This window comes from Paenibacillus sp. FSL W8-0186, from assembly GCF_037969765.1.
Lineage (GTDB): Bacteria > Bacillota > Bacilli > Paenibacillales > Paenibacillaceae > Fontibacillus > Fontibacillus woosongensis.
The window spans coordinates 3,732,014-3,746,850 of sequence record NZ_CP150207.1 but is presented as its reverse complement, the minus strand read 5'-3'; the positions used below and the strand labels follow the sequence as shown (position 1 = coordinate 3,746,850).

At 56.1% G+C, this 14,837-nt stretch carries 7 protein-coding genes; all 7 read left to right on the top strand.

Annotated elements, in window-relative coordinates; all coding sequences use genetic code 11:
* Positions 1 to 222 precede the first annotated feature (222 nt).
* The 7 genes from addB (at position 223) to MKX50_RS16925 (ending at position 14,057) form a co-directional block, all read left to right on the top strand.
* A complete protein-coding gene (gene addB, locus MKX50_RS16955; RefSeq protein WP_213590155.1) occupies positions 223 to 3,747 on the top strand; it encodes a helicase-exonuclease AddAB subunit AddB in 3,525 nt (1,174 codons plus the stop codon).
* Complete coding sequence (gene addA / locus MKX50_RS16950; RefSeq protein WP_339157398.1) at positions 3,744 to 7,937, top strand: helicase-exonuclease AddAB subunit AddA; 4,194 nt, start codon at positions 3,744 to 3,746, stop codon at positions 7,935 to 7,937. Before addB ends, addA begins: the two co-directional genes overlap by 4 nt.
* Before the next feature lie 25 nt (positions 7,938 to 7,962).
* Positions 7,963 to 9,147, top strand: coding sequence for an exonuclease SbcCD subunit D (locus MKX50_RS16945; protein WP_213590159.1), 1,185 nt, complete (start codon positions 7,963 to 7,965; stop codon positions 9,145 to 9,147).
* Entirely contained in the window at positions 9,144 to 12,629 is a 3,486-nt protein-coding gene (locus tag MKX50_RS16940; protein WP_339157397.1) for an AAA family ATPase, read from the top strand. Before MKX50_RS16945 ends, MKX50_RS16940 begins: the two co-directional genes overlap by 4 nt.
* Positions 12,630 to 12,928: 299 nt before the next feature.
* On the top strand, positions 12,929 to 13,294 hold the full coding sequence (locus MKX50_RS16935) for a histidine triad nucleotide-binding protein (protein WP_155610441.1): 366 nt from the start codon (positions 12,929 to 12,931) through the stop codon (positions 13,292 to 13,294).
* A gap of 130 nt (positions 13,295 to 13,424) precedes the next feature.
* On the top strand, positions 13,425 to 13,598 hold the full coding sequence (gene rpsU / locus MKX50_RS16930; RefSeq protein ID WP_005547957.1) for a 30S ribosomal protein S21: 174 nt from the start codon (positions 13,425 to 13,427) through the stop codon (positions 13,596 to 13,598).
* Positions 13,599 to 13,613: 15 nt separating this feature from the next.
* Positions 13,614 to 14,057, top strand: coding sequence for a GatB/YqeY domain-containing protein (locus MKX50_RS16925; RefSeq protein ID WP_055107420.1), 444 nt, complete (start codon positions 13,614 to 13,616; stop codon positions 14,055 to 14,057).
* Positions 14,058 to 14,837 lie beyond the last annotated feature (780 nt).

Here is a 14,837-nt window from a genome sequence, read left to right as displayed (position 1 = left end):
GCAATGAAAGACTTCTGATTTTTTCAGAAGTCTTGTTGTATTTTGCGCGTTTACTAGTTTACAATTACAGAACATACATTCTTGTTTGCGGCTTAATCGCTAAGATCTGTATGCTATAATGTAAATTAACAACTTTACCGTGACAAGAAGCCGCGACAGCATTGCTTCTTGCTTTGATATAAAATTTAGGTTTACGGCAGTTTTGCTGTTAGGAGGAGCATCATGTCACTTCAATTGATCATCGGCCGTTCAGGAAGCGGCAAGAGCAGCTTGATTCTGGAGCGGATTACCTCGATGCTAAGAGCCGACCCGGCGGGTCCGCCGATTATTTTGATCGCCCCGGAACAGGGGACGTTCCAGATTGAACGTGCTATCGTCCAGTCGGAGCAATTATATGGTACCGTCAGAGCCCAGGTTCTCGGCTTTCACCGTCTGGCTCTGCGGGTTATGCAGGAAACGGGCGGATCGGCGCTTATACCGATCAGCGAAGAGGGCAAGAAGATGCTTCTCTACAAAATTATGCGCAGGCACCGCAAAGAGCTGAAGCTATACAAGCAGTCGGGCGATCAGCTTGGTGTAATTGACCGGATCAATGCGCTGTACAGCGAGCTGAAGAAACATGATGCCGATTTCTCGGCATTGGACAAATATGGGGAAGTCCTCGAAAGGTCCGATGGCGAATCGCCGCTCCTGAAGGATAAGCTGCATGATCTCAGCATGATCTATCGCGAATTTGACCAGGAATTATCCAAACTCTACATAGATGCCGAGGATCATGTCGTCAAGCTTGCCGAGGGTGCTCCGAATTCCTCCTATCTTCGCGGGGCCGACATTTGGATCGACGGGTTCCAGTCTTTTACCCCCCAGGAGTACAAAGCCATAGGCGCGCTCATGTCGGCGGCCTCCTCGATGACCGTATCGCTGACGTTGGACCGTCCTTATGATGACGGAGTTATGCCGCATGAGCTGAATCTGTTCCATTCCACGGCGGTAACTTACATGAAGCTTCGCGAGCTTGCAGAGGAATGTGGAGTGGAGGTTAAGCCGGCGGAGGTTCTCGGTACACGTCCGTTTCCACGCTTTAAAGGCAATGGGATATTATCGCATTTGGAGTTTGCCTATGAACACCGAACCCCGTGGAAGGGTGCGGCACCGCCGGAGGATTTATCGGCCGCATTGTCTCTGCAAGCGGCGGGCAGCCGGCGCGCGGAAATTGAAGGAGCCGCGCGGGCGATGGTTGCCCTGGCCAGGGAGCAGGGGGCTAGATGGCGAGAAATGGCTCTGCTTGTTAGAAATTTGGAGGATTACGACCATCTCGTCGGCCCGTTATTCGAGGAATACGGCATCCCCTATTTCTTCGACCAGAAGCGGAGCGTCCTCTATCATCCCATGGTAGAGCTGATTCGTGGCGCCTTGGACGTTGTATTGAAATTTTGGAAATACGAGGATGTATTCCGCTGCGTCAAGAGTGAATTTCTGCTGCCGCTGGACGGCAGCTTGACGCGCAGCGATATGGACCGGCTCGAAAACTATGCGTTGGCGAGTGGAATTCACGGCTACCGCTGGAACGATGGCCGACCCTGGAAGAGCACGCCCAGCCTGTCATTGGAAGGCCCTGAACGTCAGGCCGAGCAAGCGGAGAGCGAGTCCATGCGCTTGCTGGAGCGCTGCCGCGAGGCGATTGTAACGCCTTTATCCGCTTTCGAGACGAGATTGAAGCGGAGCCGCAATACCCGTGAAATGTGCACGGCGGTCTACAGGCTGCTCGAAGATACCGAGGCTGCCCATCGTCTGGACAAGCTGGCGCATGAGGCCCATCGCCAGGGAAGGCCGCAGGAGGCAATGGAACATCGCCAGCTATGGAGCGCCGTCTTGGACCTCCTCGATCAAATCGTAGAAATGATGGGAGAAGAGCAGCTTAGCTTGGATATATTCGCTGGAATTATGGAGACAGGGCTGCAGGATCTCAAGCTGTCTCTTGTTCCGCCATCCCTGGATCAGGTATTGATCGGGAGCACGGATCGTACGCGTTCAAGCCATGTTGAGCATCTATTTCTGCTTGGAGTCAATGAAGGCATCATGCCTGCCAGCCTCCAGGAAGAAGGCGTGCTCAGCGATCAGGAGCGGACACGGCTCTCCGAGATCGGCATCAGGCTTGCCCCTGGCCTGACAAGAAGACTCCTTGATGAGCGCTTCCTTATTTACGAGGCCTTGTCGGCGGCGAGCCGCTCGCTGTGGCTAAGCTATCCGCTGGCTGACGAAGAGGGCAAGGCCCTTCTGCCTTCCGAGGTTATCCGGCATGTGAAGACGATTTTTCCGAGTCTGCAGGAACGCTTCCTGGCAGAAGCTCCGGCCGCAGGCGATCCCGAGGAACGGCAGCTTGAATATGTGAGCCGGCCGGCGCCAACATTGTCCCGGTTAATCGATCAGCTGCGGCTATGGAGAAACGGCGAGCCGATCTCTCCGGTATGGTGGAACGTTCTGGGCTGGTATAAGACCCGCCCGGAATGGGATGGCAAAGTTGCTCGCCTGCTTGGCTCACTGGAATACCGCAACAAGGTACGGGGGCTGTCTGCCGCGACGAGCCGGCGATTATACGGCAAGCGTCTTCGGACTAGCGTGTCCCGGATGGAGAAGTTTTCGGCATGTCCGTTTTCACATTTCGCCTCTCACGGTTTGAAGCTGAAGGAACGGCAAATTTACCGGCTGAAGGCGCCGGATATCGGCCAACTGTTCCATGCGGCGCTAAGCTCGATGGCGCTTACGTTCAAGGAGCAGAATCGCAGCTGGGGCAGTCTTTCCTCCGAACAATGTCTGAAAGAGGCGGAGGACGCGGTCGACCGGATTGCGCCAAAGCTGCAGGGTGAAATCCTGCTGAGCTCGAAGCGTTATGGGTACATTACCCGCAAGCTTAAGAATATCGTGGGCCGTGCCTCTATCATTCTCGGAGAGCATTCCAGAAGAGGCAGCTTCGAGCCGATCGGCCTGGAGCTGGATTTCGGTCCCGGACAAACCCTTCCCCCGCTGACCTTCGAGCTTCCAAACGGATGCGTCATGGAAATCGTTGGACGGATCGACCGGGTCGACGTCGCGGAGGGAGAGCAAGGGCTGCTGCTGAGAGTTATCGATTACAAGTCAAGCCAGACGGATCTGAAGCTTCACGAGGTGTATTACGGCTTGTCGCTGCAAATGCTCACCTATCTTGAGGTGCTGCTTGCGTCCAGCGAATCGTGGCTTGGGGAAAGGGCAATGCCCGCCGGCACGCTGTACTTTCATGTCCATAACCCGCTTCTGCAGAGCAGCAACGGCATGAGCCCGGAGCAAGCTGAACAGGAGATGCTGAAACGATTCAAAATGAAGGGACTGCTGCTTGCGGATAGGGATGTCATTTCCAAGATGGACAGCGTTTTGGATAAGGGGTATTCCGATATTCTTCCGGTCGCCGTCAAAGCTGACGGGGGCTTCTACAGCAGCGCTTCTGTCGCTACGGAAGAGCAATGGCACAAGCTGCTTCGATCGGCCAAGCGGACCATAACGGAAATCGGAACGAGAATTACGGAAGGAGACGTCCGAATCACTCCTTATCGGTTGGGCACCGAGACGGCATGCACGCACTGCGCCTTTAAACCGGTCTGCCGTTTTGATGAAACAGTGGAGGACGTTTCTTATCAGGTGCTGAGCAAGCCCGGCAAGGATAAGCTGTGGGAGCTGTTCGAGCAAAATGACAGAGAGGAGGGGCAAAGATGAGCATACCGAAGCCGCCGGGCAGCTACTGGAGCGACGATCAATGGAAAGCGATATCGCTGTCCGGAAGCAATATGCTGATCGCCGCAGCGGCCGGCTCGGGCAAAACGGCAGTGCTGGTGGAACGCATCATCCGAAAGCTGTGCAGCACGGATCAGCCGCTTAGCGTGGACCGCCTGCTTGTTGCGACTTTTACTAAAGCGGCCGCTACGGAAATGAGGCAGCGCATCAGGGAGGCGCTAGAGAAGGAGCTGTCCCGGAATCCTGCGAATGAGCATCTGGGGCGGCAGCTTGCCATGCTGGGACGTGCTTCGATTACGACCCTTCACTCTTTTTGCATGGAAGTGATCCAGCGCTATTATACGTTGATCCCGCTTGACCCCGGATTCCGCATCGCATCGGAAAGCGAGACCGCCCTGCTTCGCCAGGAAGTGCTCGAGGAGCTGTTTGAGGAGAAATATGCGCTCGAGCGGGAGGGCAGCCCATTTTTGCGTCTGGTGGACTGGTTTGGCGGAGAACGCAGCGACGATGCTGTTTTTTTCCTGGTGCAGAAATTGTACGATTTCTCGCGGAGCCATCCGTGGCCGGACTTTTGGCTGCGGCAGGCCGCAGAGGCCTTTGCCGCTCCTAGCGTGGAGGCTTTGGAGAAAAGCTTGTGGGTCAGCAGCATACTGAGCGATGCGAAGCTGACCCTCGAAGGAGCTGGGGAGCTGCTGCGGCAGGCCGAGGCGATCGCTTTGTCCCCTGGCGGACCGCAGCCTTACGCTGCCACTCTGGAAGAGGACATCGCGATGGTCGAGCTGATGCTGGCTTACGTTCATGAAGGGCAGTGGTCTTTGCTACATGGGAAATTCGATGCCATCGCGTTTGGCAAGCTGAAGCCGTGCAAGAAGGATCAGACCGATCCGACACTGCAGGAGCGGGTCAAAACGCTCCGCGAGGAAGCAAAGAAGACACTCATAGAGTTGCGCACGCAGCTGTTCGGCCGCTCGCCCGAGGCGTTTCTGGACGAGATGAACCAGATGGCTCCGCTGATGGCCGAGCTGTCTTCTTTCGTCATGGAATTCGCCAAGCGGTACCGCAAGGAGAAAACGGCCAAAGGTTGGCTCGACTTCTCTGACCTTGAGCATTACTGCCTGCAAATTCTGCGCCATCCGGATTCAACATGGGATAAGGTCGTACCCTCCGCTGCCGCGCTAGAATATCAGCAGCAATTCGAAGAGGTGCTCCTTGACGAATATCAGGATACGAATACGGTGCAGGAGGATATCGTCCGGTTGATTTCCCGGCAGGAGCCGGGCAACCGCTTTATGGTCGGCGACGTGAAGCAGAGCATATACAGGTTCAGGCTGGCTGAGCCTGGACTATTCCTGCAGAAGTACCGGAGCTATGGCGGGGATGCGTCGGCGGAAGGGCTTAGAATTGACCTTGCCCGCAATTTCCGCAGCCGGCGGGAAGTGATCGATGCTGTCAACTATGTCTTCCGGCAAGTCATGAATGAGACTGTTGCGGAAATTGCATATGATTCCCGTTCGGAGCTTGTGTATGGGGAAGGCTACCCTGACAATGACGGGGAGGACTACCGCCCCGAGCTGCTACTGATCGACCGGAGCGGCGATGCGGCCGCGGAGGGTGAAACTCCGGCAGCGGAGGGCGAGTCAGACGGAGCGAGAATCGACGAGGAGCTTGCTGATTTGGAGGCGGTTCGTCTGGAGGCCCGGGCCATTGCGGCCAAAATACGGGAGATGCGGCAGAAGCCTCTGCGCATTTACGATAAACACCTGAAGGGCTTGCGTCCCGTGGAATACCGGGACATGGTCATTTTGCTCCGCTCTACATTGACCTGGGCTCCCGCTATGATGGAGGAGCTTCGGATGGAAGGTATCCCGGCCTATGGAGAAGTGAGCCAGGGGTATTTCGACGCCTCTGAGGTCGAAACGATGATGTCCCTGCTCCAGGTCATTGATAACCCGATGCAGGATATTCCGCTGGCCGCCGTCCTTCGTTCGCCGCTCTGCAATTTGTCCGAGGAGGAGCTGGCTGAAATACGTCTTGCTGCTCCAAAAGGAAATTTCTATGAGGCTGTGCAGGCTTATATTGGCCCGGAAGAGACGGATATGGCAGGGGTGGTGGCTACTGCCGAAATTTCGGCAGAGGCAGGGGCGGAGGCTGCGTCATGGGCTTCGGCTGAAGCTTCGACAGCTGCTATGGCAGAGGCTGCGGAAGAGACGATGGCAGAGATCAGGAATAGCGGGCTGCTGGCGCCAGAAGTCTTGGCTGATGAACCTAAAGGTCCACTTGCAGCTGCATCCTCAGCAGAAAAGGGCGGCGAAGCTGGAACGGCGCCGGGCGAGCTTTGGACCGCAGAGCACTCGGCAGCTCAGGCCGGAGTAAAGCACGCTACGTTAAGGGACAGGCTAATCGTCTATACGGGGCAGCTCGAAGCTTGGCGGAATAAAGCCAGGGAGGGTGAACTTGGCGACCTGATTAGGGACATTTACCGGCAAACCGGATTTTTGGACTGGGTCGGCGGTTTGCCGGGAGGAGCTCAGCGGCAGGGGAACCTGCGGGCCCTTCTTGACCGGGCTAGACAATTCGAGAAATCCTCAGCCGCGCGCGGCCTGTTCAGGTTTTTAAGATATATTACGAGGCTGCGGGAGAACGGCGGTGACCTTGGCGCGGCGGCTTCTGCCGGAGAACAGGAGGATGCCGTCCGGATTATGACCATCCACAAAAGCAAGGGGCTGGAGTTCCCGGTCGTCTTTGTGGCGGGCTTGTCCAAAATGTTCAATCGGCAGGATTTGAATACGCCGTTCCTGATGCATAAGGAAATGGGCTACGGGCCTAAATTCGTCGATGAGAATACGCGGGTGAGCTATCCCACGCTTCCGAATCTGGCGATTCGCCGCCGGGCGCAGCTGGAGCTGCTGGCCGAGGAAATACGAGTGTTGTACGTGGCGCTGACCAGGCCTAAAGACAAACTCATTCTGATTTCCTCGGTCAAAGATTTGGCCAAATCGGTGGAGTCATGGGGAGGTATTCTGGCGAACGGCACCGAGCAGCTTCCTGATTATTTGATTGCCCGGGGGCGCAGTTACCTGGATTGGATCGGGCCTTCCTTAATCCGCCACCCGGCTGCGGCGCAGCTTCGCGATTTCGCCGGGTTACCGGAGCCTGCTGCGGACTATGGACAGGGAAGCGGTTCTGACTGGGTGATAAGCTTCATTGCCGCTGAGCAGTTTGTGACTGCCTTTGCACAAGCGGCAGCGGCCAAAGCTTGGGCGCCGGAGGAGAAGGCTATGCTGCAGGCCCTGGTAGCCGGCGGTCCCGTTCCCGTCCGCCCGGCGGAGGATATGGGGTTCGAAGATGCCGTGAAGGCAAGGCTGGACTGGCGCTACCCTTACGAAATGGCCGGCCGGATATCGGCCAAGACATCAGTTACCGAAATGAAGACGCTTTTGGCCATGCAGGAGGAGCCGCCGATGGATTGGTTCGCCGCAGAGGAAGCGCGCATGGAGCGGCGGAACGTTCTTGAAGAGAAGGCCGAATACAAGCTGCATTTGCGCCGTCCGAAATTTATGGAGGAGAAGCGGATGACGCCGACCGAACGGGGAACGGCGTATCATATGCTCATGCAGCATCTTCCTTTTGACCAGGAGGCGGGCGAAGAGACGGTTCGCCGGACGCTGCAGCAGCTTGTGGAGCTGCAGATCATGTCCCGGGAGCAGAGCGCGGAAATGGATACTGCGCGGGTTGCCGGATTTTTGCATAGCCCGCTGGGCGCTTTGCTTCGCCAGGCTGATTGGATTCGGCGGGAGATGCCGTTTAGCTACGGCCTGTCTGTGGAGGAAGCTTACCCGCGGTTCGCTTCGGCTACAGCGGGCGTCACAGATGAAGCTGAAGCGGACGGGAAACGGCTGGCGATTGAGGAACTGGCCGGAGAGACCGTGCTGATTCAAGGGATTATCGACTGCTTGTTCGCTGTTGGGGATAAGCTGTACTTGCTGGATTATAAAAGCGACCGGGTGCTGGAGCACCAGGGAGGCGTGCTGGCGCTGGCGGAAACCTATCGTTTCCAGCTTGAGCTGTATGCCAAAGCGATCGAACAGATCATGGGCCGCAAGGTCGATGAGAAATGGCTGTACTTTTTCGATCATGGGGAAGCGGTCAAATTGCAGGAATCATCGCAGTAGTTTTAATTTGGAGGGGGAACAGGAAATGCGTATTTTGCATACGGGAGATTGGCATCTGGGACGGACGCTGGAGGGGAGAAGCCGTTTTAGGGAACAGGAGATGTTTATGGATGAGCTTATCCAGCTTACCCGCGATCAGCAGGTCGATATGATATTAATGGCCGGTGACGTATACGATAGCGTCAACCCGCCTGCGGCTGCCGAGGGATTGTTCTACGATGCCGCGGCCCGTCTGAATGACAACGGCTGCCAGCTTGTCGTTATCGCCGGGAATCATGACCAGCCCGAGCGCATTTCCGCCGTTTCTCCGCTTGTCGCACAGCGCGGCATTACGCTGGTGGGTCTGCCCAGTTCCCGAAGCGTGATCGTGGACGTGCCGCGTACGAAAGAACGGGCGGTCATCGCGGCCCTGCCTTACCCCTCGGAAGCGAGATTATCCGAATTGCTGGCCGAGGACGGGGACGAACGGGAGCTGCGCTCGGCCTACAGCGCAAAGGTCAGCAAGCTAATGCGGCAGCTGGCGCAGGAATTTCGGCCTGACACTGTGAATCTGGCCATGAGCCATATCTATGTGCTGGGCGGAGTAGAATCGGACTCCGAGCGGCCCATCCAGGTCGGCGGCGCTTACACGGTGGACCCATCGGCTCTGGATGTCGGAGCACAGTATACGGCGCTGGGGCATTTGCACCGCCCCCAGCTCGTCAAGGGCAGCGGGCTGATCCGGTACAGCGGCTCTCCGCTAGCCTACAGCTTCTCGGAGGCTGGGCAAGCGAAATCGGTGATGCTGCTGGATACGGCTCCTGGCGAGATTCCTAGAATGGAAGAACTGTTTCTCAGCAGCGGCCGCCCGCTGGTGCGCTGGACATGCCGCGGCGGCCTGGAAGAGGCTCATCGCTGGCTTGATGAGGGGCGGGATCACAACGCCTTCATCGACCTTGAGATCAGCCTGACCGAAGCGATGTCGATGAGCGATATCCAGACGCTGCGCAAGGCCCATGAGGGAATTGTACATATCCGCCCAGTGTATCCGGGGCGGGCCGAGGAAATGGCGGCCGCCTCACGCGCACAAATGCCGGTTCACGAGCTGTTCCGCAAATTTTATCAGCGGCAAAGCGGCGGAGCGGAGCCGGAAGAGGAATTGGTGGAGCTGTTTATGTCGCTGGTGGCTGAAGATGAAGCCGCCGGCATCGAAGAGGAGGAGGAAGTATGAAGCCGATCTCGCTGAAGCTATCAGGCCTGCAGAGCTACCGGGGCATGCAGGAAATTGATTTCACGGCGCTATGCGACACCGGGCTGTTTGGCATTTTCGGTCCGACCGGCAGCGGCAAATCTACGATTCTCGATGCCATCACGCTGGCGATGTATGGCAAAGTCGGCCGAGCTTCCGGGGGAACACAGGGGATTATGAACCATTCAGAGGATTCGCTGTTCGTCGCTTTCACCTTCGAGCTGATGTCGGCAAAAGGCGAGGAGCGCTACCGGGTCGAGCGCCGCTTCAAGCGCCAAGGTGATATTTCCGTCAGCAACACGGTTAGCCGCTTCATTGAAATATCTCCCGAGGGCGAGAAGGTCGTGGCGGATAAGCTGGCCGAGGTCACGCGCTGCGTCGAAGAGAAAATCGGCCTCAAAATGGATGACTTCACCCGTGCAGTCGTTCTTCCCCAGGGCAAGTTCGCTGAATTTCTCTCCTTGAAGGGGGCGGAGCGCAGAGCGATGCTGCAGCGCCTGTTCCATCTGGAGAAATACGGCGACCTGCTGGGCCAGAAATTGAGCCGTAAGGTCAAAGAGAACGATCAAGCGCTCAAAGAGCTCGCTGCGGAGCAGCAGGGGCTCGGCGACGCATCGGAAGCAGCGCTGCACGAGGCCGAGGCTGCGCTCAAAGCGGCTGCGGCGCTGGCGGAGACACGCCGGCGCGAGCTCGATCACGCGCAGCAGCGCAGCGACCAGCTCTCGAAGGTGCGCGAGCTGAGCCTTGAGCGCAGCGCGCGTACCGCGCAGCTTGCCGCCCTGCGCGAGCGTGACGGCGCGGTCGCGGAGCTGGAAGCGCGGCTCGCGGCCGCGACTGCTGCCGAGCGGATCAGGCCGGCGCTTGCGGCCTGGCAAGAAGCGCAGCAGCTCGCCGCTGCGCGTACCGCCGCAGCTGCCGAGGCTCGCGAGGCGGCGGAGGCCACGGCGAGCAGCGCCCGCGCCGCGACGGAGGCCGCAGAGGCGGCTGCGGCCGAGCTCGGGCGCGAGGAGCCGGCGCTGCTGCTGCGGCTGGACCAGCTCGAGCAGGCGAAGGTGCTGCAGGCGGAGTGCGAGCAGCTGCTTGCGGAGGCGAGGGGCCTTGCGGCCCAGCATGAGCAGGCAAGCGCCCAGCACCGGCAGCTCGGCGAAGAGCTGCTTAAGCAGGAGCAGCTGCTGGTCAAAGCGCAGCAGCGCAAACATGAGCTGGAGGAGCAGCTCAAGAGCAACGAGGTGAAAGCCTCCGAGCGGCGCAGCCTGCAGGACGCGATATCCCGGCAGCAGGGGATCTACAGTGCCCGCGAAGCGTTGAGTAAGGCGGAGGCGGAGGAGAACAAGCAGCTTGCGAAGGCGAGGGAAGCCAGCGCCCGCTTGGAGGCTCTGGCTCAGGAGGAAGCCGGATTGGTACGTGAGCGTTTGGCTCTGTCGGAGAAGGCTTGGGAAGCCGGGTCGAGTCTGGCGGGGCTTGCTGCCGAGGCTGCCGGGCTGGCCGAGCGGATCGAGCGCTATGAAGCGGCTTTGAAGCGTACCGCGAAAGAGCGGGACGAGCACCAATGGTCATTGCGCTTGGCCGAAGCCTTAAGCCAAGGCTGTCCATGCCCGGTATGCGGTTCGACAGAGCATCCGTCGCCGGCTGCTCCTGAGCTGGAGGAGCAGGGCTCGCTGAGCAGCGAGTCGGAGCTGGAGCAGGCTGGCGCGTTGCTGGTACAAGCCCGCGATTTACGCTATGCGGCATCGAGGGATTCCGATGCTTTGGGCAGCTTGGCCAGCACGCTGGAGGCAGTTCTCGAAGAGGATTCGTCTGCTGCGATTGCACACCGTGAAGCAGCCGCGTCTCAAGCCGCAGCCTTTCCGGTACCCTTACTGCATGCTGATGGCTCTGATTTTGCCGGCGAATTCGAGGATGATCTGTCCGGGAAAGCGCAGACGATAGCTGTACTAGAACAGCGATATGAGGAATTGAAGAGCGGACAGGCCGAATGGCGCGAGGAATTCGCAGCTTTGGAACGCGGCGTCAAGACCTTGACTCATAAGCTGGCTGAAATTCAGACGAAGCGGGCTTCCGCGGCAGCGGAGGCGGCTTCAATATCTCAACTGGCTGAACAGTCCCAGGGGAATAGCCGCGAGTGCCGCGAAGCGCTGGCTAGGCTCATGAAGGAATGGGAGCTGGAGCATCCGGGCTTGTCACCGGAGGAGGCGGTCATCCGCATGGAGCAGCTTCATGAGCGGGATCAGGCTGCGGACGATATCAAGCAGCGGCTGTCTCTAAGCATTCCTTTTATTGAAGAGAAAACTGCGAATATTACCCAGCTGCAAAAAGACATCGGCGAGCTTGACAAGTCGCTGCTGCAATGGGAGCTTCAGGAGCAGGGCAAACAGGAGTTGCTTCGTGACAAAAAGACGCGTCTGACGGCATGGATCGGCGAGGAATCGGCAGATGAGCTGCTGCAGAGCACCCGCCAGCGAATCGACTGGCTGCGGGCGCAGGCCGAGGCGGGCAAACGCCGCCAGGCGGAAGCCGAGACGGAGCGCCAGCGCTGCAGCCAGGCGGATGTACTCGCGCAGCAGGCAGCCACGGATGCCCGGCAGCAGGAAGCGAGGCTGCTGGAGCAGTGGCAGGCTGAGCTTATGGTTTCCCCGTTTGATAGCGAGCAGCAAGTTGCAGAAGCTATTATGGATAAGGAGCAGATGAGCTCCATGGAGGAGCAAATCCAATCCCACCGGGATGCTGAACGCGAGCTGTTGATTAGCCTCAAAGAGCTCGAGGTTAAGCTGGAAGGCCGGATGGTGACTGAGGCGGAGTGGCAGGAATGCTGCGAAGCACTGCGGCATGCGAAGGAGCAGGATGAGGCCGCTTTGCAGTTGAAGGCGAGGTCGCAGCGTGATCTGGAGGACCTCGGACATCGGCATGTCCGCTGGCAGGAGCTCGAGAAAATCCGCCTGAAGCGGGAGCATGAAGCGGGTCTGCTGGCCAAGCTGCAATCCTCTCTGCGCGGAAATGCGTTTGTGGAATACGTAGCGGAGGAGCAGTTGATGAACGTCAGCCAAGCGGCATCGCAGAGGCTGAGGTTCCTGACGAATCAGAGATATGCGCTGGAATGTGATTCCGGCGGAGGTTTTGTCATTTGCGACGATGCGAACGGCGGAGTGAAGCGTCCGGTAGCTACTCTTTCCGGCGGGGAGACGTTCCTCACTTCTTTGGCGCTCGCCCTGGCTTTATCGGCGCAGATTCAGCTTCGCGGCCAATACCCGCTGCAGTTCTTTTTCCTGGACGAAGGCTTCGGCACGCTGGACCCTGAGCTGCTGGATACGGTAATTACCTCACTGGAGCATCTCCATCACGATCATTTATCCGTTGGGATTATAAGCCACGTGGCTGAGCTTCGGGCAAGATTAGCCCGTAAGCTGATCGTCATCCCGGCGGAAAGCGGCGGGGAGGGCTCACGGGTGATGCTCGAGAGATTGTAAGGGCTGTGATCAAGGGCGCCTCAGGCGATACGCCCGAAATCCTCGAGGTTATAAATAGGCCGATATTTTTTGCGACCGTGATGCATATCACAGATACAGCTTCACCCGGCTGTTATACTACAGTTAGCCGACATCATTTTGCAAGCACCCCGCCGGACGTATTGGTGACAGAGATTATTTTAATTTGGGTCCAATACGTCCGTGCGACCAGCGAACTCGTCTTCGAGGAAGCAGGGTGCTTCTTTTTTTTGCTAATTTTAGGTATGATGGTACATATATATTTTGTAGGAGGCTTGGAAATGGAAAACTGTTTGTTTTGTAAAATCGCAAATGGATCAATTCCTTCAAACAAAGTGTACGAAGACGATACTTTTCTCGTATTCCATGATATTCAGCCGGCCGCTCCGACGCATGTTCTAATTATTCCAAAGAAGCACATTGCGACGATGAACGACGTGGGGCCTGAGGACTATGCGATGATCGGGGAACTCCACCGGGTAGCCCAAGAAGCCGCGAAGAAGCTTGGCGTTGCCGAGACAGGGTATCGCCTGATTAACAACTGCGGCCCGGACAGCGGACAGGCCGTCTACCACATTCACTATCATTTGATAGGCGGAGCAAAGCTAGGCGCTTTGGTACAAAGTTCCGATTCACACGCCATTTAAAAATTTAATGGTGAAAATGAAAGATAAAAACTAGGTGTTTGGTTGACACCCGATTTATTTTTCCCCTATAATGAAGAATGATGAACCGTGTTATGCTCTTGGACGGTCTGGTCGGAGGGAGGGAAAACTGGTGTCTGAAACTAAAGTTCGCAAAAACGAGACAATTGATGCTGCACTTCGTCGCTTTAAGCGTTCCATCGCAAAAGATGGCGTATTGGCTGAGGTGAAGAAACGCAAGCATTATGAAAAGCCAAGCGTAAAGCGCAAGAAAAAGTCCGAGGCTGCTCGTAAGAGAAAGTTTTAGGAGGAATTAGCTACCATGAATCTTAGCGAGCGATTGAACGAAGATATGAAGCAAGCGATGAAGAGTCAAGACAAGTTCAAACTCTCCACCATTCGAATGGTTCGTGCTACGATCAAGAATCTTGAAATAGATCTGAAAAGACCTTTGAACGATAATGAAGTGCTTGATATCCTAAGTCGTGAAATCAAACAGCGCAAAGATGCCCTCCAAGAATTTGAAAAAGCAGGTCGCGATGATCTTGCTGCAAATGTCAAAGCTGAAGCTGAGATTATTGCCGTATACCTTCCTGAACAGCTTACAGAAGAAGAAATTAAAGTCATTGTACAGCAGACCATCCAGGAAACCGGTGCTTCTTCGAAGGCGGATATCGGGAAAGTCATGAGCGCTCTAATGCCCAAGGTCAAAGGCCGGGCGGACGGGAAGCTCGTGAATCAAGCGGTTCAGCAGCTTTTGCAATAACATACGCAAATGAACACCTTCTACGATTGTAGAAGGTGTTTTTTGTGTGGTGGAGGGTTCGGCATTAAATCAAGGGCCTTATATTTTAAAGGCTAAAAATAGAGGCATAGAGGCGAATGATGCAATTGTCATGTTTGGTTAGGACCTGTTACGATCCGGTTTCTTGAAGGAAGCCAAGCTTATTGCACAAACGACAGGACTTGCTTATCCTTTCAGATGAGGTTATGGTTTCTCCAAAGTTCACTGGGCAAGTAACTTGTACCCAAGCTCAAGCAACCATTCATTGATCATTTAAAACTAAATGTATTTTATACAACTAGTTAAGCTCTCTTATCAAAAAAACTATGCGCTAAATGCAAAACATGCAGTTAGTTTGCTTGAATGGAGCGAATTCGCCGAAATAGCTTGAAACTAAATGTAGGTTTTGCAGTTAGTTCCCTCTAACATGGCCAAAACCGATAAACTAACTGCATGAAATACATCTAGTAGTCTTATCAGTTACCTGATCCTTGCCATCTAGCTAGAGTCAATCTAGTCATAATCTTGTGTCCTGAACATCTAGGACAGTCATAAATCTGTAGTTTAATTTATTGGAAAGAAAGACTCCAGTTCAATAAAGGGACCGTGAGGAAAGTGATTTCGGGATTTTTTGGCATTCGGGCCTTCGCCAACTATATCGCTCACTTCACAACTACACACATTACACGCACCACACACCACACACACCACACACACCACACACACCACACACACCACACACACCACACACACCACACACAC

Coding starts and splice junctions, on each gene's coding strand:
- addA (WP_339157398.1), top strand. CDS start 3,744: ATGAGCATACCGAAGCCGCCGGGCAGCTACTGGAGCGACGATCAATGG.
- MKX50_RS16935 (WP_155610441.1), top strand. CDS start 12,929: ATGGAAAACTGTTTGTTTTGTAAAATCGCAAATGGATCAATTCCTTCA.
- MKX50_RS16925 (WP_055107420.1), top strand. CDS start 13,614: ATGAATCTTAGCGAGCGATTGAACGAAGATATGAAGCAAGCGATGAAG.
- MKX50_RS16945 (WP_213590159.1), top strand. CDS start 7,963: ATGCGTATTTTGCATACGGGAGATTGGCATCTGGGACGGACGCTGGAG.
- MKX50_RS16940 (WP_339157397.1), top strand. CDS start 9,144: ATGAAGCCGATCTCGCTGAAGCTATCAGGCCTGCAGAGCTACCGGGGC.
- addB (WP_213590155.1), top strand. CDS start 223: ATGTCACTTCAATTGATCATCGGCCGTTCAGGAAGCGGCAAGAGCAGC.